The sequence below is a fragment of the Collinsella aerofaciens genome, assembly GCF_039062315.1.
GTDB classification, from domain to species: Bacteria; Actinomycetota; Coriobacteriia; order Coriobacteriales; family Coriobacteriaceae; genus Collinsella; species Collinsella aerofaciens_BG.
The window spans coordinates 1-22335 of the sequence record NZ_JBCJBG010000024.1 but is presented as its reverse complement, the minus strand read 5'-3'; the positions used below and the strand labels follow the sequence as shown (position 1 = coordinate 22335).

Annotated in this window: 20 protein-coding genes and 1 pseudogene; 12 read left to right on the top strand and 9 right to left on the bottom strand. The window is 57.7% G+C overall.

What is annotated here, in order from left to right; genetic code table 11:
- Positions 1–291: 291 nt before the first annotated feature.
- Complete coding sequence (locus ABCP74_RS09050; RefSeq protein WP_226790740.1) at positions 292–870, top strand: methylated-DNA--[protein]-cysteine S-methyltransferase; 579 nt, start codon at positions 292–294, stop codon at positions 868–870.
- Positions 871–1076: 206 nt separating this feature from the next.
- Here the strand turns inward: ABCP74_RS09050 and ABCP74_RS09045 are convergent, their stop codons facing one another.
- The 3 genes and pseudogenes from ABCP74_RS09045 to ABCP74_RS09040 all read right to left on the bottom strand — a co-directional run bounded on the left by ABCP74_RS09045 (position 1077) and on the right by ABCP74_RS09040 (position 2449).
- Positions 1077–1271, bottom strand: a complete 195-nt coding sequence (locus ABCP74_RS09045) for a chloride channel protein (RefSeq protein ID WP_343001619.1) — start codon at positions 1269–1271, stop codon at positions 1077–1079.
- A gap of 35 nt (positions 1272–1306) precedes the next feature.
- Positions 1307–1639: pseudogene (locus ABCP74_RS09450) on the bottom strand (Abi family protein); the annotation flags it as partial.
- Positions 1640–1810: 171 nt separating this feature from the next.
- Positions 1811–2449, bottom strand: coding sequence for a GyrI-like domain-containing protein (locus ABCP74_RS09040; protein ID WP_343001618.1), 639 nt, complete (start codon positions 2447–2449; stop codon positions 1811–1813).
- 271 nt (positions 2450–2720) lie between these two features.
- Between ABCP74_RS09040 and ABCP74_RS09035 the strand changes: the two genes are divergently transcribed.
- Both ABCP74_RS09035 and ABCP74_RS09030 read left to right on the top strand, forming a co-directional pair.
- Positions 2721–3422, top strand: coding sequence for an ABC transporter ATP-binding protein (locus ABCP74_RS09035; protein ID WP_343001617.1), 702 nt, complete (start codon positions 2721–2723; stop codon positions 3420–3422).
- Positions 3423–3427: 5 nt separating this feature from the next.
- Positions 3428–6193 carry an FtsX-like permease family protein gene (locus ABCP74_RS09030; RefSeq protein ID WP_343001616.1) on the top strand — a complete coding sequence of 922 codons (2766 nt, stop codon included), beginning with the start codon at positions 3428–3430 and terminating at the stop codon, positions 6191–6193.
- A gap of 503 nt (positions 6194–6696) precedes the next feature.
- Here ABCP74_RS09030 and ABCP74_RS09025 read toward each other — a convergent pair.
- The 3 genes from ABCP74_RS09025 to ABCP74_RS09015 all read right to left on the bottom strand — a co-directional run bounded on the left by ABCP74_RS09025 (position 6697) and on the right by ABCP74_RS09015 (position 10307).
- Positions 6697–7611, bottom strand: coding sequence for a helix-turn-helix domain-containing protein (locus ABCP74_RS09025; protein ID WP_343001615.1), 915 nt, complete (start codon positions 7609–7611; stop codon positions 6697–6699).
- 391 nt (positions 7612–8002) lie between these two features.
- Positions 8003–9082, bottom strand: coding sequence for a 6-phosphofructokinase (locus ABCP74_RS09020; protein WP_343001614.1), 1080 nt, complete (start codon positions 9080–9082; stop codon positions 8003–8005).
- A 139-nt stretch (positions 9083–9221) separates the two neighbouring features.
- On the bottom strand, positions 9222–10307 hold the full coding sequence (locus ABCP74_RS09015) for a carcinine hydrolase/isopenicillin-N N-acyltransferase family protein (protein WP_343001613.1): 1086 nt from the start codon (positions 10305–10307) through the stop codon (positions 9222–9224).
- A 161-nt stretch (positions 10308–10468) separates the two neighbouring features.
- Here ABCP74_RS09015 and ABCP74_RS09010 point away from each other — a divergent pair, with 161 nt between their 5' ends.
- Positions 10469–11854, top strand: a complete 1386-nt coding sequence (locus ABCP74_RS09010; RefSeq protein ID WP_343001612.1) for a M18 family aminopeptidase — start codon at positions 10469–10471, stop codon at positions 11852–11854.
- Positions 11855–12139: 285 nt separating this feature from the next.
- Here the strand turns inward: ABCP74_RS09010 and ABCP74_RS09005 are convergent, their stop codons facing one another.
- From ABCP74_RS09005 to ABCP74_RS08995, 3 genes are all read right to left on the bottom strand, one after another.
- A complete protein-coding gene (locus tag ABCP74_RS09005; RefSeq protein ID WP_343001611.1) occupies positions 12140–13075 on the bottom strand; it encodes a D-2-hydroxyacid dehydrogenase in 936 nt (311 codons plus the stop codon).
- A gap of 135 nt (positions 13076–13210) precedes the next feature.
- Positions 13211–14098, bottom strand: coding sequence for a type I methionyl aminopeptidase (gene map, locus ABCP74_RS09000; protein WP_055286839.1), 888 nt, complete (start codon positions 14096–14098; stop codon positions 13211–13213).
- A gap of 160 nt (positions 14099–14258) precedes the next feature.
- The gene (locus ABCP74_RS08995) at positions 14259–15035 is read right to left on the bottom strand and encodes a radical SAM protein (protein ID WP_343001610.1); all 777 of its coding nucleotides are present in this window, start codon (positions 15033–15035) and stop codon (positions 14259–14261) included.
- A 225-nt stretch (positions 15036–15260) separates the two neighbouring features.
- Here ABCP74_RS08995 and ABCP74_RS08990 point away from each other — a divergent pair, with 225 nt between their 5' ends.
- The 8 genes from ABCP74_RS08990 to ABCP74_RS08955 all read left to right on the top strand — a co-directional run bounded on the left by ABCP74_RS08990 (position 15261) and on the right by ABCP74_RS08955 (position 22188).
- A complete protein-coding gene (locus ABCP74_RS08990; protein WP_343001609.1) occupies positions 15261–16058 on the top strand; it encodes an alpha/beta fold hydrolase in 798 nt (265 codons plus the stop codon).
- Between the two features lie 211 nt (positions 16059–16269).
- A complete protein-coding gene (locus ABCP74_RS08985) occupies positions 16270–18150 on the top strand; it encodes a diguanylate cyclase (protein ID WP_343001608.1) in 1881 nt (626 codons plus the stop codon).
- A gap of 23 nt (positions 18151–18173) precedes the next feature.
- Entirely contained in the window at positions 18174–18530 is a 357-nt protein-coding gene (locus tag ABCP74_RS08980) for an Hpt domain-containing protein (RefSeq protein ID WP_195543987.1), read from the top strand.
- A gap of 230 nt (positions 18531–18760) precedes the next feature.
- The gene (locus ABCP74_RS08975) at positions 18761–19321 is read left to right on the top strand and encodes a hypothetical protein (protein WP_343001607.1); all 561 of its coding nucleotides are present in this window, start codon (positions 18761–18763) and stop codon (positions 19319–19321) included.
- A gap of 8 nt (positions 19322–19329) precedes the next feature.
- Positions 19330–19659: a helix-turn-helix domain-containing protein gene (locus tag ABCP74_RS08970; RefSeq protein ID WP_089572320.1), complete on the top strand. Its 330-nt coding sequence runs from the start codon at positions 19330–19332 to the stop codon at positions 19657–19659.
- 144 nt (positions 19660–19803) lie between these two features.
- The gene (locus tag ABCP74_RS08965) at positions 19804–20565 is read left to right on the top strand and encodes an ABC transporter ATP-binding protein (protein ID WP_343001606.1); all 762 of its coding nucleotides are present in this window, start codon (positions 19804–19806) and stop codon (positions 20563–20565) included.
- Positions 20562–21386 carry a hypothetical protein gene (locus ABCP74_RS08960; protein WP_343001605.1) on the top strand — a complete coding sequence of 275 codons (825 nt, stop codon included), beginning with the start codon at positions 20562–20564 and terminating at the stop codon, positions 21384–21386. The genes ABCP74_RS08965 and ABCP74_RS08960 overlap by 4 nt, the downstream gene beginning before the upstream one ends.
- Entirely contained in the window at positions 21370–22188 is an 819-nt protein-coding gene (locus ABCP74_RS08955; protein ID WP_343001604.1) for a hypothetical protein, read from the top strand. Before ABCP74_RS08960 ends, ABCP74_RS08955 begins: the two co-directional genes overlap by 17 nt.
- Positions 22189–22335: the final 147 nt, after the last annotated feature.

Sequence of the window (22335 nt, the reverse complement as noted above, 5' to 3'; positions counted from 1 at the left end):
GCCTTGTCCTGCTCCTTCGGAGCCGCGGACAAGGCGCCACACTGGTCTGCGGAGTGTTCTGAAAACTAAGCCCGGCCCCCGCCTGCGGTGACGCTGCTGCGAGCGGCCTGCGATGGGGCTGTTGTTGGTTGAGGCCGCTGGGCTGATGTGGGGGCGCGTGGCTGTTGCGAGCCCTGGTCCCGGCGGCGGCCTCGGCGCTTTGCGCCTGCCGCCTTTGGGGACTGTGGGGTCGATTGGGGTTGTCTGCACAATTCGCGGTATTATGTTGCGGAGTTTTGAAAGGAGCCGCTGGTGGTCACGACGACGTTTGCTTCGCCTTTGGGCGAAATCCTGCTTGCCGCTGATGGCCGCGGTTTGACGGGGCTTTGGTTTGAGGGGCAGGAGCACTTTGGCTCCACGCTTCTCAAAGAAGATCCCGAACATGTTGAAGGCGCCGATGCGGTTTCTGGTGCTGGCGGCATGTCTTCGGTGAATCCGACAAACGGTGCTGCCTCGTCGGTACTTGAGCGTTCTTGGGCTTGGCTGAATGCTTATTTTGCGGGGCAGGAGCCTCGGTTTACGCCGCCGTTGCATATGATTGGTACGGCGTTTCAGCGCGAGGTTTGGTTTGAGCTGCTTTCTATCCCGCGTGGCGAGGTCGCTACGTATGGTGAGATCGCCCAGCGTGTTACGGCTCGACATCGTGTACCGGGAAACGAAGCACCCGTTGCGTCTCCCCGTGCCGTGGGGGCCGCGGTCGCGCGCAATCCCATTTCGATTATTGTGCCGTGCCATCGCGTGGTTGCCGCCGATGGTTCGCTTAACGGGTATGCCGGCGGGCTTGACCGCAAGGAGTGGCTGCTTCGGCTTGAGGGCGCGTACGAGGACTAACGTTCGAGCACTTTGCATAGCCAAGATGCCGTGAAAGAACGGGACATGCTTTCCGAATGGAGGCTCAGACGGAAACTACGTCCCGGAATTCCGTTTTAAAGCGGGATGCGCTTTCCGAATGGCGTTCCAAGCGGAAACCGTGTCCCGGAATACAGCCTCAGAGTGGGACGCCGTTTCCGGCTGAGACCACCTGCCTGGACATCGATCTACGCCCGCTCCTGCAGGGCGTAGATGGACTTATCCATGTTGAACAGGTAAGCCACAACGCAGACAATAATGAACATCGGCAAGTTACCAAAGCCGAAGACTTCGCAGCCAATAAGGATGGGTGCGAGCAGCGTATTGGTGGCGCTGCCAAAGACGGCGGCGTATCCCAGCGCGGCGCAAAGCGCGATGGGCATGCCGAGTTGAGCCTCGTTATGGCGACATCTGGGTAACAGAAAGGCCCGCGTTCCTCAGAGGCAAGATAGGCAATTCTGCTTCTGAGGTAGATCTCAATTCTGTCGACCGCATCAAACATTAACTGCCGGAGGGCTCGGTCAAATTCATACGTGTAGATGATGGTTTCGAATGTTGTGCCTTCGCGAAAGATGGTAATCCCGGACTTGCATTTGGTTTTGCAGGGAAACCAGTAGGCCGACAGTTTGTAGTGGCCGACTTCGACCAAAGCTCGCTCGAGTTCGTTTTGATCAGAGCACTTAAGACCCTTGTTTTCTGTCAATAGTGCTATCTGTTCGTTGATGGATATCCGCGACTTCCGGTATTTCATTTAAGCCTCTTGATAGAAAAAGGGCTGGAGTTGCGCATCGTTGAGAGGCTTTCCAGCTTTAGCAAAACAAACTTATAAGATGCGACGGGCCGCGTCAAGATAATTACCGGACGGCCTAGGAGGCGGCTGGTTGGCTGGCTTAAAACCTAACGCGTGAAATGACGCCCCACGCTATTCAGCGCGCTTGATAGGATGACGAACCACAGTCTTAAGTTTCTCCGGTGCACATTTGCGTGGATCGGAGAGATAGATTTCGTGATGTAAACGGGTGTCTGAGAAGTCGGGGACATAGCCCAGCTCGGTCGCATATTCATGCATGGCGTCTACGGTTGCCGGCTCGTTGTCGTAGGGCCCGGTGTGCATGCATTGAACGCAGAGACCCTCGTCAACTTTAAGCAGTTCGACGGCGGAAAAGTCCAGTTTCTTTTTGGTCGTGGCTTCCGCGACTGCCCAGTCAAAGTCATCTCGGGTGACGAAATCGGGCAGGCGGATGCATGAGATAAAGTTGAAATCGTCCTTGCGTACATAATCGATGTCGCCGCTCGGGGACTCTTGCCACCAGAAACCCTCGAGCGGCGGTACCACAAAGTCGAAATGGCCCTCGATACTCCTTGAGCCTTTCTTCGACATCTTGACGGTATAGGCGATTCCGTAAAGCAGCGGCAGGGCGTTTTGATACTCGCCACCTTCGGTATTTGGGTCGCCCTTTCCGCGAACGGCAACGTAGCTCATAGGCGGGACAGTTACGATACTCGGCTTGCTTGCAGGTTTGTAGAGCTCCTTGCATTCCTTCTTAAAGTCGAACGCCATGTTGGCCGCCTTTCTGCGTATTGGCCTGCTTAGATAGCGGAATCATATCATAGAAACGAACAGCTGTTCGAATGATTTGTCTGACAGATAGAGATGCGTGCGTTGTGTTTGGCGGTCGGCCTGACCCTGTCGATGATTTCTCTGCCTCCCCGGCGCCTTATCTATAGCTGCCGTTTCCCCATATAAAACCAGCCAAAATAAACCTGTCCCTTTTTGGTCGGTGCGAAATGGGTAATACTAAAGAGTTATCCGACCAGATGGGAATTAATCGATGGCTTATATCGAATTCAAAGACGTCATCAAAGCATACGGCGAGGGCGACGCCCGTATCCATGCGCTCGACGGCGCGAGCTTTACCGTTGAGCGCGGTGAGCTCGCCATTATCCTGGGCGCCTCGGGTGCCGGCAAGACCACGGCGCTCAACATCCTGGGCGGTATGGACACGGTAACCTCCGGCACCGTAACGGTGGACGGGCGCGACGTGAGTTCTGCTAACGAGGAGCAGCTCGTGGAATACCGCCGCGCCGACGTCGGCTTTGTCTTCCAGTTCTACAATCTGGTCCCCAACCTGACGGCGCTTGAAAACGTTGAGCTCGCGGCACAGATCTGCCCCGATTCGCTCGATGCCGAGCAAACGCTTCGTCAGGTTGGCCTGGGCGACCGCCTTGCTAACTTTCCGGCGCAGCTTTCGGGTGGCGAGCAGCAGCGCGTGTCCATTGCCCGCGCGCTGGCCAAAAACCCCAAGCTGCTTCTATGCGACGAGCCCACGGGCGCCCTCGACTACAAAACCGGCAAGCAGATCTTGCAACTGCTGCAGGACACCTGTCGCAAGCAGGGCATTACGGTCATCATCATCACCCACAACTCCGCGCTCGCGCCCATGGCCGATCGCCTGATTCGCTTTAAGAGCGGGCGCGTGGAGAGTGAAACGGTCCAGCAAAATCCCGTGCCTATCGAGACGATCGAGTGGTAGCGCCCATGGACCAAGACCGCCAAAACAGCCAAACCGGCGATGCTAAGCACACGGAGCGCGACCGGGAGTTTACGACCTACCGTACCGCTCAAAGCTCAAACGATATGGTGCCGACGGTTTTTCGCCGTGGCATCTACCGCACAATCCGAGGCAGCCTTAAGCGCTTCCTGTCCATTGTGGTCATCACCGCGCTCGGCGTGAGTGTGATGTGCGGCCTTAAGGCGGGCTGCGAGGATCTGTGCGATTCGGTCGACGCCTACTTTGACCAGCAGAATGTCTACGATATCAACGTCCAGTCGACCTATGGCCTGACCGACGATGATCTCGCCGCCATCCAAGAGGTCGATGGTGTCGAGACGGCCGAGGGCATCTACACCGAGACCGCCTACACCGCCGTGGGTACAACGCGAGAGCGCGTGGTCGTGCAGAGTCTCTCCAAGGAGAACATCGATCAGCCGGTGCTCGTGAACGGCGATTTGCCCGAGAGCGCCGATGAAGTCGCGGTGACTTCGAAGTTCCTGAAGGCATCGGGCAAGAAAATCGGCGATACGGTGAGTTTTGCCGCCAATGACGCGAGCTCGTCCAATCAAAGCGCCAAGGACCAGTTTGCCGCGGGCGATTACACCATTACGGCTGAGGTCCTCGACCCCACTGATGTAAGTTCTGACTCGACAGTCAACGCCTTTCGCGCTGCTTCGGCGGCGGACTATAAGTTCTATGTGAGCGAGGACGCCGCGACATCTTCTTCCTACTCCGCGGTCCACGTGATCGTCGAGGGAGCCAAGAGCCTCAACTCCTATTCGGATTCCTACGCGGCAAAGATCAATGAGGTCAAGGGCAATATCGAGAAGATCCGCGAGGAGCGTGAGAAAGCGCGCGCTCAGGAACTGACGGTCGACACGCCGGCAAGCTTGGATGCGGCCGAGCGCCAGGCGAATATGCTCTTTGGGATTGAGCAGGACAACATCAATCGCATGGCCGAGGGCAGCGACGAGCGTGCGCAGGCGCAAGCCGACCTGGACCAGCGCCGTGCCGCCGCCGACCAGCAGTTTGCCGATGCCCGCGCCGAGCTCTCTGACCTTGGTGAATGCACCTGGTACATCCAGGACCGCGGCAATATCGCAAGCTACTCGAGCGTGGAGAGCGATAGCTCGTCAATTGAGGCCATCGCCACGGTGTTCCCGTTCATCTTCTTTATCGTCGCCGTGCTCATCAGCCTTACCACCGCCACGCGCATGGTCGAGGAGGAGCGCACGCTCATCGGCCTGTATAAGGCGCTCGGTTATTCGCGCGGACGTATCCTGTCCAAATACGTGGACTATGCGCTGTGGGCTTGTCTGATCGGCGGCGTGCTCGGCAATATCATCGGATTTGTGGGCCTGCCGCTGTTCCTGTTTACGGTGTTCGACGACATGTACTCGCTGCCCCAGATGCTGCTTTCGTACGACATCGTGTCGTCGATTGTGTCGGTGGCGCTGTTTGCCGTGGGCGTGGTGGGCGCCACGATTATCGCCTGCCGCCACGAGATGGCCGAGACCCCGGCCTCGCTCATGCGTCCCAAGGCTCCGCGTGCCGGCTCGCGCATCTTGCTTGAGCGCATCGGCTTTATTTGGCGCCGCATGGGCTTTTTGAACAAGGTCACTGCACGCAACCTATTCCGCTATAAAAAGCGCGCCTTTATGACCATCTTTGGCATTGCGGGTTGCACCGCGCTTGTGATCTGCGGTATGGGTATTCGCGACACGTCGGTCGCGCTTTCGCCCAAGCAGTATGGGCATATCACGCGCTATGACTTGCTGGCGGTCGCCAATCCCGACGATTTTTCGCAGACGTGCGCGGCGTTGGATGAGCGCAGCGCGGCCAATGATTCCAACGTGACCGTGACTTCGACGCTGCCGATTATGACCGACAACGTCACCTTTACGTTTGGCGGCAAGAGCGAGACCGTGCAGCTGATCGTGGTGCCCGATGACCGCACGAACGACCTGGACGACTATGTGCGCCTCGAGGACGAGTCCAAAGAGCCGCTGTCTTTGCGTGACGGAGACGTGTATCTGAGTAAGAGTTCACAGCTGGTGCTGGGGATTCAGCCGGGCGATACGGCACACGTCCAGGATTCGTCGCTCAATGTCGCCAAGGTCAAAGTCAGCGACATTTCGCTTAACTATCTGGGCAACACGCTTTACATGACGCAGGGCACCTATGAGCGCGCGTTCGGTCGAAGCGCACGCCTCAACGGCGTCTTTGTGCTGCTTAAGGGCTCGTCGGCCGACCAGATTGCGTTTAGCAAGAATCTTAAGAGCGACGGTTGGCTTACGATTTCGAGTACGGCCGAGCATTGGGAGAACTACGAGGCGAACTTTACGATTATCAATTCCGTCGTGGTGCTCGTGACCTTTATGGCGGCGTGCCTATCGTTTGTGGTGGTGTTTACGCTGTCCAACACGAATATCTCCGAGCGCGAACGCGAGCTGGCGACCATCAAGGTGCTGGGCTTCCGCCGTGGCGAGGTGCACCATTACGTCAACAAGGAGACGTTGATCCTCACGGCGATCGGCGCTGCGCTGGGCGTGCCGCTGGGTGGCTTGCTGGCCGAGAGTTTTACGTACATTTTGCAGATGCCGTCGCTGTATTTTGATGTTGAGGTCGAGCCGCTGAGCTACGTGCTATCCGTGCTGCTGGCCTTTGGCTTTACGTTTATCGTCAACCTCGCCACCAACCGAACTCTCAACAAGATCGACATGGTCGGCGCCCTCAAGAGTGCCGAGTAACCTGCCAAAAAGGGACAGGTTAATTTTGGCAGGTTTTACCTGGCCAAACGCCGGGCACCTACGGGCAACCCGGCGTTTGTTGCTTTGCTATGCTTTGCTATCTTCTGCTCGCAAGCGTTGATGAGAGGCTCTTTTCAGTCTTCGAGATTGAGCTTGAATGGGTCGTATGCCACAAAACGGGCCTATCTACTACGTTTAATTGGATACCCTCAACCATGCCGGGAAAACGAAAAATAAAACCGCAGGTAGAAGGCCTGTCGATTTTCGAAAAAGGCGGTCATGGTTGGCCCCATCGAGTTAAACGTAGTAGATTGCCCCTTTTCGTGGCGGACCATCAAACGAACGCCGACGCTTGTGCTGTAGCCGCTCCGACCATTCGTAAGTTGCGGTGGAATAGTTCTTAAACTCGATTACTCAAGGCTAAAACCGGAACTATATCACCGCAACTTAGGAGGGATGGGCGGGGAAGTACTAGTTGGATGCTGCTGTCGGGCTGGGATGGTTTAGGCTCGCTTGCGATGCTTCCATTGTTTACGGCACCAGCGCATGAGCGCCTTTATGACGGGAATCGTGATGAGGATGGCCCATGCGGGATGGGGTTGCTCCAGGCAGAGCCACATGTAGAGGAACCATGCCTCGGCACTGACCGAATAGACGACATCGATCAGCTTAGATAAGTGGCGTTGGTCGATAAAGTCGCCAAGCGCGTAATAGACGGGAATCAAAAAGACGAGGAAGAGTCCCGTAGCCCATGTGCCGTAGACAATGCCGAGCACCAGATAGGCGAGAGTGACAAGCGCGGGGAAGGGGAATTTGTTCCATGCACGTCCGACCTTGGTGTGGAAATGCTTGCCATGATGGTCGAGCTTGTCGTGTGCTTCCTTCCAGCTGGAGAACGTCTCACCGTCGATGGTGACGGTGCCGTCGTCATTGGTATGCATGCTATGCCCATCGTCCTCAAGCGTATCGACATGCACGCCGTCCGGCCCCACATGCACCTCTTCGCCCTTGCGCTCGTTGGTCACATGGATGCCGTTCCAGCCAACATGGACTTCCTCGCCTTTATTGGGATCAATGACGTGGATGCCGCGCGCGAGGGAAATATCGACAAGTGGTTTGTCGCCGCAATCGGCGTGCTCGGCAGAATCTTCGGCCTCTTTAGCCTCATCCACCGTTTCGGTGCTGCCGTCCTCTGAGCTATCGGCATCACTAGCCGCTTCCCCATACAACAACTCATCCAGCGACACACCATACAGCGCGGCGAGCGCAATGAGGTTATCGGTATCGGGTGAGGACTCGCTGCGTTCCCATTTACTGACAGCCTGACGGCTCACACCCAGCTGGGCGGCAAGCGCCTCCTGAGAAAGCCCGGCGGCCTTGCGGCGATCAACGAGCCGCTGCGCCATCGCAAGATCCATGGTGGTTCCTTTCGTTTGATGGTCGAATCGAATGAGCCGAGTATGCCGAGAACAACCGGTAGCGACCACCATTTCTAGTTAGAATCTGCCCCAACCCTACCGCAACTACCGGTAGCAACCATCATGACCAGCAATTATGTGACAAATGTTAGTGCTACTCTCAGCTAAGAGCCCGCCACATCCCAAAATCTCAGCCCACGCACTTGCAGCAAGAAGACGAATAGCCTCGGCCTCCCTAGTTGCCGCAGGAGGCCCCAGGGCTTACCTCCCAAATCTTTCCGCAGGACGGAAGGACCCCGCCGCGCGAAGCGCACGGCGGGGTCCAGACATGTCCGAGGACGATTTGGGAGGCAAGCCCTGGGGCCTCCGATGGGGGCGGTTCCAGCCGAGGCTATTCGTCGCCGAAGCTGATGCCCAGCGCCTTGGCCTCGCGCACCAGATCGCTCTGGGGGTCGACAAACTTGAGCTTGCCGGCGACATCCTCAAGCGGCATGTGGCACATCTTGCCGTCGCGCAGGGCAATCATGTAGCCAAACTCGCCGCGTAGGCAGCCAAGCGCGGCTTCGACGCCACACTGGGTCGCAAAGATGCGGTCCTGGGCGTCGGGCTGACCGCCGCGCTGCGTGTGGCCGGGGATGGCGACGCGGGTCTCGCGACCGGTCTTGGCCTCGATCTCCTTGGCGATGTCGTAGACGATCGACGGGCTCGTGCGCTCGGCGAGCTTCTTCTTGTACTCCTTCTTGGACAGCGCCGCGTCTTCCTTGGAGATAGCGCCCTCGGCGACGGCCACGATGGTAAAGCGGCTGCCAGTCTCCATGCGATGCTCGATGGTCTTGATGACCTGGTCCATGTCGTAGGGGATCTCGGGAATCAGGATGACGTCCGCGCCACCCGCAACGCCGGCGTACAGCGGGATCCAGCCAACCTTGTGCCCCATGATCTCGATAACGAACACGCGGCCGTGGCTCGAGGCGGTGGTGTGGATGTCGTCGATGCACTTGGTGGCGACGTCGATGGCGCTCGTAAAGCCAAACGTCAACTCGGTGCCCCAGGTGTCGTTATCGATGGTCTTGGGCAGGGCGATAACGTTGAGGCCCTCTTCGCGCAGGCGGTTGGCGGTCTTGGTGGAGCCGTTGCCGCCCAGCATAAACAGGCAGTCGAGCTGCAGCTTATGATAGGTGTGGACCATCGCCGGCACCTTCTCGACGCCGTCGGCCTCGGGAGTGTCCAGGCGCTTGAACGGCGTACGGCTCGTGCCCAGGATGGTGCCGCCGCGGGTGAGGATGCCGCTAAAATCGGCGGGAGTCATGACACGGAATCTGCTGTAGATAAGGCCCTGGTAGCCGTCCTCAAAACCATAGATCTCGATAGGCTCTTCGCTGTTGGTCATAAGCGTTTTGACAATGCCGCGCATGGTGGCGTTGAGTGCCTGGCAGTCGCCGCCACTGGTAAGAAGACCGATCCTAAGCATGATGAATCCTTCCGGGCAAGTTATAACATGCGCATAAGTTTACCCCCCCACACTGTTGATACAGGGTAAAACGTGTTAGCTCAAGCGTATGGAAATGTAAACAACGTCAGGCGAGCGTAAGGCCGACGGGCTTGGTTCCTTACAGTGCGAAGGCGTCGACGTCGCCCCAGTGGCGGCGCAGCGTAATAGCGGCGGCGGGTTCGGTATTGTCAAAGACGACCGACCATTGCGTATTGCTGGTGATGTCTTCCGGATTGGGCTCTTGCGCTGCGGCGCGCAGGGCCTTCCAAGCGACTGCCTCGTCTTGGGCACCGACATGGGCGTCAAGGACATCGGCGATTGCGACGGCGCGCTCTTTGCCATGGCCCAGCTCGCCATTCTTTTGGTTGGGCAGCACTTCGTCGCCATAGCAGGCGTAGAAATTCGTAACCTGGCGTACGGGAGTCGCTTTGAAAGCGCGGTCCGGATCGCGCGGATCCCACTCTACTACGTGCGCGTCACCGGCGGCATCGTTGATAAAGAAGTGGTAATCGCGTCCTGCCATGGCATGCATGTCGTAGGCGGAAAGCAGGTCGACAGCTTCTTGCGTGGTGGCGGCACGGTCGAGCACCAGACGGATGGCGAGCGAGGTATTGATGACGGGCCGTTGCGTGTCCTGGTCACAGGGCTTGGAATCCAGGGTGAGTACGGCAATGGACACGCCGCATTCGTTAACACCGTCGAGCTGGGCAAACGGGCCCATCAACGCCGCGGCGCGTCCGGCGACGGAGTCAAGCGGAGTGTTATCGCCCAAGTTGTTAAGGGCGGCAAACCCGATGGAGGCATAGCCGCCGCGTGGGTGATTGCGCACCAGCAGCGCCGAGGTGTCGTCCTTAAAGTCGTAATTGCGACCGGTGCGCACGCGGCCTTCGGCATCTACGGCGACAAAAGCGCTGCAGGCAAACTGGGGCGCCTGGACATGTGCCGGCACACCGGGCAACACCTGCGCCACCACGGCATCGATGTAGGCCTGGTCGTCGCGCACGCCAGCGGCGATGATGCGATCGAGATCGTAGTCGTAGGCGATGTCGATTGCGTACAGGTCATAGCCATCCGCGTAGCCGGTCAAGCGTTTGAGCGACGCGGCGGACTTGATTTGCTTGTGATAAACGATACCGGTGGCAGCGGCAAGGCCGACGGCGACTCCCGCGACACCGCAGGTGATGGCAATGTTACGTGGCTTCATGACGGCTCCTCTCGTCCTGTTAGCGCAATTGTCGCAAAAGGAGCGCGGGCATGATGGCTCAACTTGGTGAGTGGCGCGGAATTAAGCACGGAATGAAGAGTGCGGCGCTGGCGTGGCGGGGTATGCTGGAGGGGACCATCAACCCAGCGAAAGGGGAGAGCATGACGGATCAGGAAACGCCCGAGCGCGCGCATGTGACGGCCGATGATATCGAGGCCGCCAACGACCTTATCGACTTTATCGAGGCATGCCCCAGCATGTTCCATACGGCGGCGACCATTATGGCCGAGCTCGACGAGGCGGGCTTTACCTACCTGCCCGAGAATGCGGCGTGGGACATCGAACCGGGTGGGCGTTATTACACGCAGCGCAACACCTCGAGCGTTGTTGCCTTTAAGGTGGGCGAGGACCTGGCCGCGACGTGGGGCGAGGACGGCGTCGCCGGTGACTATCATTTTCAGCTCACGGCTTCGCACAGCGATTCGCCGACGTTTAAGGTCAAGGCCGTGCCCGAGCTCGATGGCGCAGGCGAGACGCTGCGCCTGAACACCGAGGCCTACGGCAGCATGATCGACTACACCTGGTTCGATCGCCCGCTGGCGCTCGCGGGTCGCGTGTTGGTACGCGAGGGCGACCGTATCGAGAGCCGCCTGCTTGCCACCGAACGCGAGGTCGCTATTATCCCGAGCCTTGCTATCCACATGAACCGCGGCGTTAACGAGGGCTTTGCTCCCAACCGAGCCGTCGACTTGTGCCCACTCATCAGCACCGGCGAACTCAAGCAGGGAGATTTTGACGCCCTGATCGCCGACGAGCTGGATGTTGAGCCCGAGCAAATTCTGGGCCGCGATCTGTTCCTGGTCAACCGCCAGGATGCGCGCATTTGGGGCTGGGCTGACGAGTTCATCTCGACGCCCAAGCTCGACGACCTGGCCTGCGCCTACACCTCGCTGCAGGCATTTTTGGGTGCTGAGAACGCGCATGACGTCTCGGTCTTCTGCTGCTTTGATAACGAGGAGGTTGGCTCCGAGACCAAGCAGGGCGCCATGTCGACGTTCTTGGCCGACGCGCTGCGCCGCATCAACGGATCGCTGGGCTTTGACGACGAGTCGTACCATCGCGCACTTGCCGCCTCGATGCTCGTGAGCTGCGACAATGCACATGCTGTGCACCCCAACCACGCCGAGAAGTGCGACGCTCGCAATCAGGTTGTGCTCAACGGCGGCATCGTCATCAAGGAAGCCGCCAATCAGCACTACTGCACCGATGCCTTTAGCCGCGCAGTGTTCCAGGCCATCTGCGATGACGCTGACGTGCCCACGCAGGCCTTCGCCAACAAGAGCGATATGGCCGGCGGCTCCACGCTCGGCAATCTGTCCAATATACAGGCGAGCATGCATGCTGTGGACGTGGGCCTGCCGCAGCTTGCCATGCACTCAAGCTACGAGACCGGCGGCGTACGCGACGTGATGTACGCCATCCGCGCCCTCACCGCCTTCTACGAGCGCAACCTAACCATCAACGGCGCCGAAAGCGTAGAGCTCTAAAATCGACCAAAATGGGATGACAATTTTGGCAGGTTTTATCTGGGCAAATGCCACAACGCCAACGGCAAGACGGAACTGCTAAGGCTTGCAGATAAAGCTGGCGCCAGCGAAACGTCGCAGGTAGAGCAAAAGTCAGCGAGAGCCCGCCAGGGCGAGCAAGGTGACGTGAAAGAGGAGGGCATAGGCCTTTTGGCCATGCCCGACGATTGAACATCAGATTGCCGCTCTGGCGGGCTCGCAGCGTCGAGTGGTTCCGGCGTTTGTTAAAACGCCGGAACAGATCCCCTAATGCTCGATCCAGCAGCGAAGCGTCTCGCCGGCCTGCAGATGACGCAGATTCTCCGCGGCAATGTCGACGACGTTGTTGAGCGTGGCGGCCAGGTGGAACCAGCCGGAGACGTGCGGTGTGATGAGCATGTTGGGCGCATCCCACAGGGGGCTTGTCGCAGACAGCGGCTCGGGGTCGGTGACGTCGACCGCGGCGCCGGCGAGATGTCCCGACTCCAGAGCGGCAACCAGGTCGTCGGCGACCATAAGATCGCCGCGGCCGCCGTTGGCAAAGAAGGCGCCCGGCTTCATCGCGGCGAAGAACTCGGCGTTCGCCAGGCCGCGGGTCTCGGGTGTGCTCGGCATAAAGGCTGCGACGACGTCGGCCTCGGCTAGGCGCTCGGGCAGGGCGTCCATGCCGTCCATGTCCTCAAACACAATGGGGTAGACGAGCGGATGGCGCTTGATGCCGCGGACGTGCGCACCCATACTGCGGCAGAGCGTGGCGAAGTGGCCGCCGATATCGCCCGCGCCCAGCACCAGCACGTTGGCGTTTTTGAGCGAGGTGACCGGGCCCAAGTCCTCCCAGCGATGCTCGCGCTGCAGGTCCTGGTAGCCGGGCAGGCGCTTCATCATGGAAAGGACCATGGCAAACATGTGCTCGCTCACGGCCTGACCGTAGGCGCCGATCGAGCAAGACAGCTTGGCTTCAGCCGGCACGGTGCCGGCGGCCAAGTAATCGTCATAGCCGGCGGTCTGCAATTGCAACAGCTGGAGATGCTCGCATGCCGTGAGCATGTCAGGGTCGATGTTGCCCAGGATCACGTCGGCATTGGCGACCTGCTCGCGCGTGGCGGCGTCGGCGCTCGTGTAGATAAAGTCCTCGCCCGGAGCGCTCGATTCAAGAATTGCGCGATGGCGGTCATTGACGGGCAGCAAAACCAGGATGTTCACAAGCAGTCCTCTCCGCTCGACCTGCCAAAAAGGGACAGGTTTATTTTGGCAGGTTTTATCAGGCAAAACGTTCAAATAAAACGCCGGGCTTCGCGATGGTTAACATATCCATCGCGAAGCCCGGCGCATCCACGACTACCAGCTCAACAGCTCGTAGCCATCCTCGGTCACCACGAGTTGCACCTCGCACTGGGCCGAGTCACTGCCGTCTTTGGTGCGCACGCACCAGCCGTCGCCCTTGCTGATCTTGATGTCGGGCGCTCCGGCGTTGACCATGGGCTCGATGGTAAAGACCATACCCGGGGCCATGATGGTGTCCACATCGGGCGCCTCGGTGGTAAAGCCCACAAACGGGTCCTCGTGGAATTCCTTGCCAATACCGTGTCCGCCGTACTCGCGCACCACGCTAAAGCCGGCGTCCTCGACCGTCTTTTGCACGGCCTCGGCCATAACGGAGAGCGGCAGCCATGGCTTGACGGCTGCCAGACCCGCCTCCACGCTGGCGCGGGTGACGTCGACCAGGCGCTGGCGCTCGGCCGAGACCTCGCCGATGCAGAACATGCGGCTCGAGTCGCTAAAGTAGCCGTCCAAAATCGTGGAGCAGTCCACGTTGATGATGTCGCCCTCGTGCAGCACGTCCGTATCGCAGGGGATACCGTGACAGACCACATCGTTGATCGAGGTGCATACGCTCTTGGGGTAGCCTTCGTAGTTGAGGTCGGCCGGCGTACCACCGTGTTCGACGGTGTAGTCGTAGATCATCTGGTCGATCTGGTTGGTGGTCATGCCCGCGGCGATGTGCTCGCCTACGTAATCGAGCACGCCCACGTTGATGGCGGCGGAGCGCTTGATGCCCTCGATGTCGGCGGGCGTCTTGTAGAGCGTACGGGGCAGAACCTCCCAGCCCTCCTCCCACAGGCGCTCGAGGCGCTCGTCGAAGGCGCTGTGACATTTCTTATATTTTTTGCCGCTGCCGCACCAGCAAGCGTCGTTGCGGCCGGGTACGGGTCCTTTGTCATACATGGCTAACTTCCTTTCATCCGCAGCTAGTATAGCCCACCCATGCGTCCATAAAAGTTGCGGTGATATAGTTCCGATTTAAGCGGTTTAACAGCACAAATAGGAACTATATCACCGCAACTGATGGGGCGGGATGGCGGGCACTAGCTGCTGCGTGGTTTTGCTAGTAGCTCACCTGGCAGGGGATGCCGAGGGCGCGCACGCGTGCGGCGATGGCGTCGAGCATCTCAGGCGCTGCTTTGGCAAGGCCGGCGACCGGTGTCTCGCGCGCCACCGTGTAGATGGTCGCCTCCTGCGGGCGAATACGCTCAAGCGCCGCGAGCCAGGGGGCAACGTACTCCTCGCCGGTGTTGTCGATGGGCTTGCCCTGATACTCGCCGGTCAAAAAGATCGTCTGGATAATAACGTGACCGTCAAAGCTTGCGAACGTCTCGATCTGGTGCTCGACGTCGTAGGGGCCAACGGGCTGGTCGAGCAGTTGGATAAACGCCGGGTCGACGGTATCGAGCTTGAGGATGTTGTCGTCGACCATCATGAGCGCGTCGTGCACCTCGGGACGGTCGGCGCGCGTGCCGTTGGAGAGCACGGCAATCTTGGTGTTTGGGGCCAGCTGATCGCGAAGCGCGACAGCGCCGGCGATGGCCTGTGGAAACTCCGGTGCGGCGGTGGGCTCGCCGTTGCCTGCGAAGGTGATCACATCGGGGAGCTCGCCCTCGGCTGCCATCTCGCGCAGCTTTGCCTCGAGCGCGTCGAGTACCGCGGCAGCCGTGTTATACGGATCGTGGCAGGGGCGCTCGGCGTTGAGACCGTTCTCGCAGTAGATGCAGTCGAACGTGCAGATCTTGCCGCTGGCCGGCATCATGTTGACGCCGAGCGAGAGACCAAGGCGACGGCTGCGAACGGGCCCAAAGATGGGGCTGGCATTCAAAAACGTAGACATAGGCATATGCTCCTCAAGACAATTGTGCCTAAGCATAGCATCGGCTCCAAAGCAAGGTGCGGGCTCTTGCTTTACAAGTTTCGTTTTTTAACGTCGCTCATTATGCTGTGCCATGAAAAGCCTCTGGTCGGGTACAGTTAATCTGTTAACAAGGCGTAAGGCAATGCGGGTCTATCCAACCGTACTGACGTGCAACTGGATGGGCATTGATGACGGGGGCACAACATGGATTTTACGGTCGAGAATGCGGGCACCACGATTGCCTGTCGCGAATATGCCGGCCCGGATGTGTCGCCTGATACTCCTGCTTTGGTGTGCGTGCACGGTGCTTGTGTCGACGGTGTCTTTTTTGACGGTATCGCCCGCGAGCTCGCCTGTGACTATCGCGTCATTGCCTACGACCGTCGCGGTTGCGGCGAGAGTGGCGACGCTGCAGACGGACGCTACGACCTCGCCGCCCAAGCCGCCGACCTGCAAGCTGTTATCGAGCATATTGGCGCTCCAGCAAACGTGCTTGCGCACAGTGCCGGTACGTTGGTGGCCCTGGAGCTTCTCCGTGCAAACCCCGCCATAATCTCGCGTACGATCCTGCATGAACCCGCCGTGACGGATGAGGGCGCCGGCCTGGGCGCGGCCCCGGTTTTGCTCGAGATGATCGCCGCGGGAAAGGTCTCCCGGGCATTACGGGCCTTCCTGGGCGCCATCGGCGATTCGGACCCTGAGGCCCCCAAGTTAACCGAGGCAGAAGCCAAGCATGCCCTGCGCAACGGCCGCAGTTTCATGGCAAACGAATACGGGATTACTATGACCTGCGTTCCCGATTGGGATAGCGTTCGTGCGTCGAAAACGGTGGCCGCCGTGCTTTTGGGCGAGCTCTCGATTGGTACGCCTCGCGAGGCGGGAACGAGGATAGCGGCTGAGCTTTTGGACTGTCCGCTCGTAATGGTTCCCGGCGCGCACAACGGCCTGCGCGATCGCCCGGCAGCGGCTGCCCAGACTGTCCGTGGCATCCTGGGGCTCTAACACCCGCAATAGCCAAAACAGGCTTCACCCGCAAACGTTTCGGCTGTGTTAACAAATGTGCTCAAAACCTTACGTTTGCGGCTCCAATTGCGCCGTCTGCCAACTCATAAAAATGTAACGGCATTCACGTGCTTACCTGCATCGGCAAGGTGTTACCCTTGTAACATTTGGAACCCACCGCTACTATGCGAAGCTATCGAAAGGGCCCCATATGCTCAATAATCACGAGGTCAATCTAACCGACGAGGAGGCTGCCGCCGAGGTCGCCCGCGTCGCGAAGACCTACCCCGTGGTGCGTTTGTTGTCGGCCGATCAGATTAAGAGCGAGCCTAACTGCTTGCTCGCCGGCGATCGCTGCCCTTGTCTGCGTCAGTCGAGTCTTGAGGCCTTGGCAGGTTCCGATGATGTATCGGAGCAGCTGCTCAATGATGGTACCGAGTACCGCGCTCGCCTGCGCCCTCTGAAGGTCGAGGGCGAGCCTCACGTCCTGCTGATGGTGCGTCCGATCGATGAGCAAGAGGCTGCAGAAGAGGACCTCGTCTACACCGACGTGCTGACGAGTGTGCGCAATCGCCGATATTACGAGGAAAAGCTCCGTAGCGCCCGCATGAATGCCGGCGTTGCGGTGATCGACCTTGATGATTTTAGGGTCTTCAACGATACGTGTGGCCGTCATGCCGGCGACCTTGCGCTCGGTGCTGTGGCGACAGCCATACGCAGCGGAATTCGTTCGACTGACGAGCTTGTACGCTATGGCTGCGACAAGTTTGTGGTCGTCATGCCCAATATTCCCTCCGATGACTTCACCCGTCGCCTGCACCAGGTGTCCGATGCCGTTCATGCCACGATTGTTCCGGGCCATGAGTACGTGAGCTTGACGGCATGTATTGGTGGCGTTCGCATTCATGGCGAGACGGTCGATGAGGGAGTTGGCCGCGCTGTCCAGTTATTGAGCCGCGCTAAGGCAAAAGCCGGTACGGTCGTGACCGATGCCGATTCCATCGAAGCCTTCCAAAGCGAAAAGCCTTTGGTGCTTATTGTCGATGACTCCGAGATGAATCGAGCCATTCTCAACGAGATGCTCAAGGACGAGTATTGCATCCTCGAGGCCGCCAACGGTCGTACGGCGCTCGACATGGTCGACCGCTATGGCGATGAGTTGTCGCTCGTGCTGCTGGATATTGTCATGCCGGGCATAAGCGGCTTTGAGGTGCTGGCCGATCTGTCGCGCCGATCGGGTATCGACAATCTGCCTTCCATCATGATTTCGAGCGAAGATTCCGATGATATGGTTCTGCGCGCGTACGAGCTGGGCGCCTCGGACTATATCAACCGCCCGTTTGACTCCCGTGTCGTGCGCCGCCGTGTAAGCAACACCATCCGCCTATACGCCAAACAGCGCCGCCTGACGAGCCTGCTGTCCCAGCAGTACAACGAGCGCGTCAAGAACAGTCGCATGCTCATCGACATCATGGCCGGCGTCATGGAGCTTCGCAATGGCGAGAGCGGCAGGCACGTTACGAACATCGAGAAGCTGACTGAGCTGCTGCTTGGCTGTCTGGTCCAGCGTAGCGGCACGATCTCCCTCGACAATGAGGAACGCTCTACGATTGCCCTGGCTTCGGCGCTGCACGATATCGGCAAGATGTCGATTGACGATGCAATTCTCAACAAACCCGGGCGCCTTACGCCCGAGGAGTTCGAGATTATGAAGACGCATACCACGATGGGCGCCGACATGTTGCTTGAGCTGGGCCGCCATCACGTCGGCAATGCGCTTATGGAATATGCGTACCAGATTGCGCGTTGGCATCACGAGCGCTGGGACGGCAAGGGTTATCCCGATGGCCTTAAGGGCGACGAGATTCCCATCGCCGCGCAGGTGGTCTCGGTGGCCGACGTGTATGATGCGCTGACGAGCGTGCGCGTGTACAAGGATGCCATCCCGCACGAGGAGGCTATCCAGATGATCCTGGACGGTAAGTGCGGTACCTTTAACCCGTTGCTGCTCGATTGCCTGCTCGAGGTGCAGGACCAAATTGCCGAGACGTTGGCACGCCCCGCTGACGTCGTCGCGTTTCCCACGATTTAGTTTGACCAAAGGAGTTTTAACCCATGATTTCCATGCGTGAGGCGTATGAGAAGATCGGCGCTAATTATGATGACGCGTGCGCTCGGCTGATGGGCGGGGAAATGCTTGCCCGCTTTGCCCTCAAGTTTTTAGATGACGAGAGCATGGACAGGTTGGAGGCTGCCATGGCGGCAGGAGACGCCGAGGAAGCGTTTATGGCAGCGCACACGCTCAAGGGCGTGAGCCAGAACCTGGGATTCGATAATCTGTACGAGCCGGCGGTCGTGGTGACCGAAGCGCTGCGCGGCGCCGATGCCGTTGACGGCGCTCGCGAGGGAATGCATGCGTTGCAGCAGCAATATGCGGCTACGATGTCGGCCCTGCGCGAGGCGGCCGAATAAGAGCTTGCGAGCCTTGATGACTATGAGAGTGGATAATCTCCCGTTTTAGGCCCGGTGGTGGCCTCGAAGTGGGAGATTATCCACTCTCGTTCGATACGTGTCCAAAAATCCACTCTCACCCCTTCTGATTAGTGAATGGGCTATGCGCACTGGCGGGGCTTTCCGCATGCAATCAATATCGTTGTTCGATAAACTGTTCGAATAACGATAGAGTCGATGAGGGTGAGTGTATGTCTAACAGCGTTCAGCGTATGGCCAAAGCGGGCGAAAATATCAGGAAGCTTGGCTTTTGCATAGCAGCCGTTTTTGCAGGGATGCTCGTCGCTTTTGCCGCGTTGGTTGTTTACGTGATCTGGTATGCGGTTGCAAACGTTGCTTCTGTCGATTCTTTCGGCGTCGTGACGCTTCTCGATGGCGGGTGCATCGTTATCCCAAGCGGACTGTGCCTGGCACTCGTCGTGGGTATTTCGCTTGTCGTTCTGTGTGGGATCAGCCGTAACATCTCGCGAGGCGTCTCGCCCTTTACCAAGACGCATGTGCGGCTTATCCGTGTTCTTGCGCTTGCCTTTGCTGTTAACGCCGCGGTTTCGCTTATTGGTGCCTACGGATCGGTCAATCTTACCATTGGTGGGCTGGAGCTTTACGTCGTGCCTCATTCCTTCGTTATTGAGATTTGCCAAGGCGTTGCCTTTGATGCGGGGTCGCTTATCGGCGCGGCTGTCTGTCTGTGTATCTCGGTGATCTGGAGTTATGCCTCGCTGCTCCAAGAGCAGTCTGACGAGCTTGTGTAGGAGGAAACATGAGCTATCTCATCATCGAGCTTGAGACGCAGCTGCTTAAGACCGGAAAGACCAGCGCTGATCTGATTCGGGCGACGGGGCATACTCCGGCTAATATTTCAAAGCTTAGAAACGGAAAAATAAAAGCTATTCGCCTTAAGACGCTGCTCGATATCTGTGATGAACTTGATTGTCAACCGGGAGATATTATTCAGCGCGTGAGCGAGAAAGAGCTTGAGGAGCTTATTGTCGAGCGCGCAAAAAATGTCGTGAGACAGATGCGGGACGGCGGAGGCAATGAGGCGTCGCTTCCGACATCAGTCTTTGCTGTCGATTTGAGTGACGAGTAGCTTAAGGCGAACAACTAAAACGAAGTATCAGCGTGAAGGGACCCGTGTCTAACACGGGTCCCTTCTTTTAGATTATCTTGACAAATATGAGTTATCGAAAAACAATAACAGCAATGGAAAACAATAAAGGAAAGAAGGAACGATATGAGCGATTTTTCTATCAAGCAGAACGGGGGTCCAATGAACGCATCAGCGATAAAGCTATCAAAAGTTTCAAAACGCTACGGGAAACGGCACGTTTTGCATGACGTTTCCTTCGAGGTGCATCAGTCTGAGCTCTGTGCCCTTGTTGGTGCAAACGGGGCGGGTAAAAGCACGCTTATTAAAATAGTGCTGGGCCTCTGTGAGCCATCGTCGGGGAGCGTGGAGCTCTTTGGAGGCAAATCAAAAAGAGAGCTTGGCTTGATGCGGACGCGTGTCGGCTATGTGCCAGATTCCAGCGGAGCATACCAATCCCTCAGTGCGGTTGAGAATCTCCAAATCCGATGTTTGGAATGGGGGCTTGATGCGAATCGTGAGATTCCTCGCGTTTTGAGCCTAGTCGGGCTGGACGTCGAAGAGAAAAAGAGCGTGAGCAGTTTTTCTCTGGGAATGAAACGGCGGCTGGATATAGCTACGGCTTTGTTGGGTGACACTGATCTGCTTATTTTTGATGAGCCAGCAAACGGGTTGGACCCGCTGGGCATCGAGAGTATATGGACCCTTATCGGTCGATTGAATCGAGAACAGGGTAAGACCATGCTCATCTCTAGCCATGATTTGGATGAGTTGGCATCAGTTGCAACAAGTTGCGTGTTTATTCATGACGGCGAACTGCTGAAAAAGGAACCGATGGACGTCATAAGGGATGAGGCGTCGTCCCTAAAAGAGTATTACAGGCGCTTGATGAAGGCGGTCTCGCTATGAAGCGGGCGATTCATCCTATAAAGGCAGATATGATGCGTTTGCACAGGATGTTTCCGGCGAAGTTTGGTCTTGCGCTTATGCTGGCGTTCGGCCTTCTCTTCGGCATCTTTCTAAAAAACGGAACAACGTTGCTCGCCTTTGGCAATAGCGTTTTTGGGGAGGATATTGGCTTCTGCTGGAATGTAATCGATCCTTCTGCACCCGATGAGTCCCTTGTGCGCAGTGCTTTTGCCGGCACCTCTCTGTTCGTTCCGCTCATCGTTTGCCTGGCGATTTTACAGGAGCGCGGCTATGAAGAGGGATACCGAATTTCTTCAGCAAGAGGTCTTGCCTGCTTTAACGGGGCTCTGGTACATGTACTTTCGTCTGCTTTAATAATCGGCGCAGCATATAGTGCGCTTTGCCTTCTTCTGTTTGCAATAGCGATAACACGTGGAGGGCAAAACTATGCGTATAGCATGCTGGCTGCATTTTTGCCCGCGATGATGATTAACGCCGTATTGGTGATATCGGTTGCGTTGGAGACGGTGACCATCTATCGGATTACAGGCAGCGCCGTATTGAGCGGGGCTGTGGTAATAATCGGATTTGTCATGAGCTTGACGCTCTACGGAACTTACCTTCAGACACCCATACCGTCCTTGCGATGGATCTTCTTTCTTCCGGGGCCGTACCTTGGAGTCGGATGTGCCCTTGGGTATAGCGATATGGGGCAGCTGACGCTTCTGGGATATGGCGTGGCAGCCAGCTGTCTATCGGTATTGATTTACGCTCTCTTGAGCTTTCGCGCTGGGGGTGTGCTCAATGGCTCGTCAGATTAAAAGACTCCTCCAGTCAGAATTGAAGCATGTGAGCAAATGGATGTACGCTTTAATCCTGGTAATTTATGCGTGCATGGTGGTATTGCAGCTTAATTCTTTCCCGATGTGGTTCTGTAGCCTCCGTGAGAACAGTTTCTTGGGCTTTTTCCCAGACCCGACGCTTCTGCTGTCGGCAGAGGATGTCCTTCTATTTGGTAATGCAGAGGTTTTTCGCGGTCTGCTGTTCAACGTAGCCCCGTTGGCTCATGCATTGTTCTTTCCGTTCATCGCGGCTTGCATTGTGCCGCGCTTTGTCAGTTCGGGCTTTATTGAGGAACCGTGGGGGTTGTCGGAGGCTCGGGGAGGGAAGCGTGTGTGCGCTATCGTTGCGCGAGTGGTGCTGTCTTCTTTTGCCCTTTTGGGCGCGTTTATCCTGTCGAGTGTCGTTTTGTACTGTCTTAACTGCGCGATCGTTTTGTATGCTCAGCAGTATTTCAACCTGCATGTATTTTGCTATCGACTTGTTCTTGCTGCCGCTGCCTGCCTTGCATACGTGGTTTCTTGCGTAATTGTTGTTTCCTATTTTGGGTCCGGCATCGGTCCGATTGGCATGCTGTTGCTTGTCAACGTCGTGGCGATTTACATACAGCTCGGGGCCAATTCCATGCTTCCGCTTCCAGCCTCGATGCTCATGTGGATTTGTGGCGTGACCCCGTTGGGGAATAGTCAATGCATTTCGATTCTAATTGACTGCCTAATAAACGTAGCAAGCGTTTTTGCCATCTGCTTTACCGTCGACCGATTGCGGTCGAGATTTCTTTGATTGTTTGTGAGGGATGACCATACCGAGCATACCAAATACAGGGGGGGCGGGCACCGTGGCTGGTGTCCGCCCCATTACAGTCTGAAATAGGCCATCGATAAATTTCGATGGCGAGCATTCGGCGCATTGCCTACGATACGGGCAAGC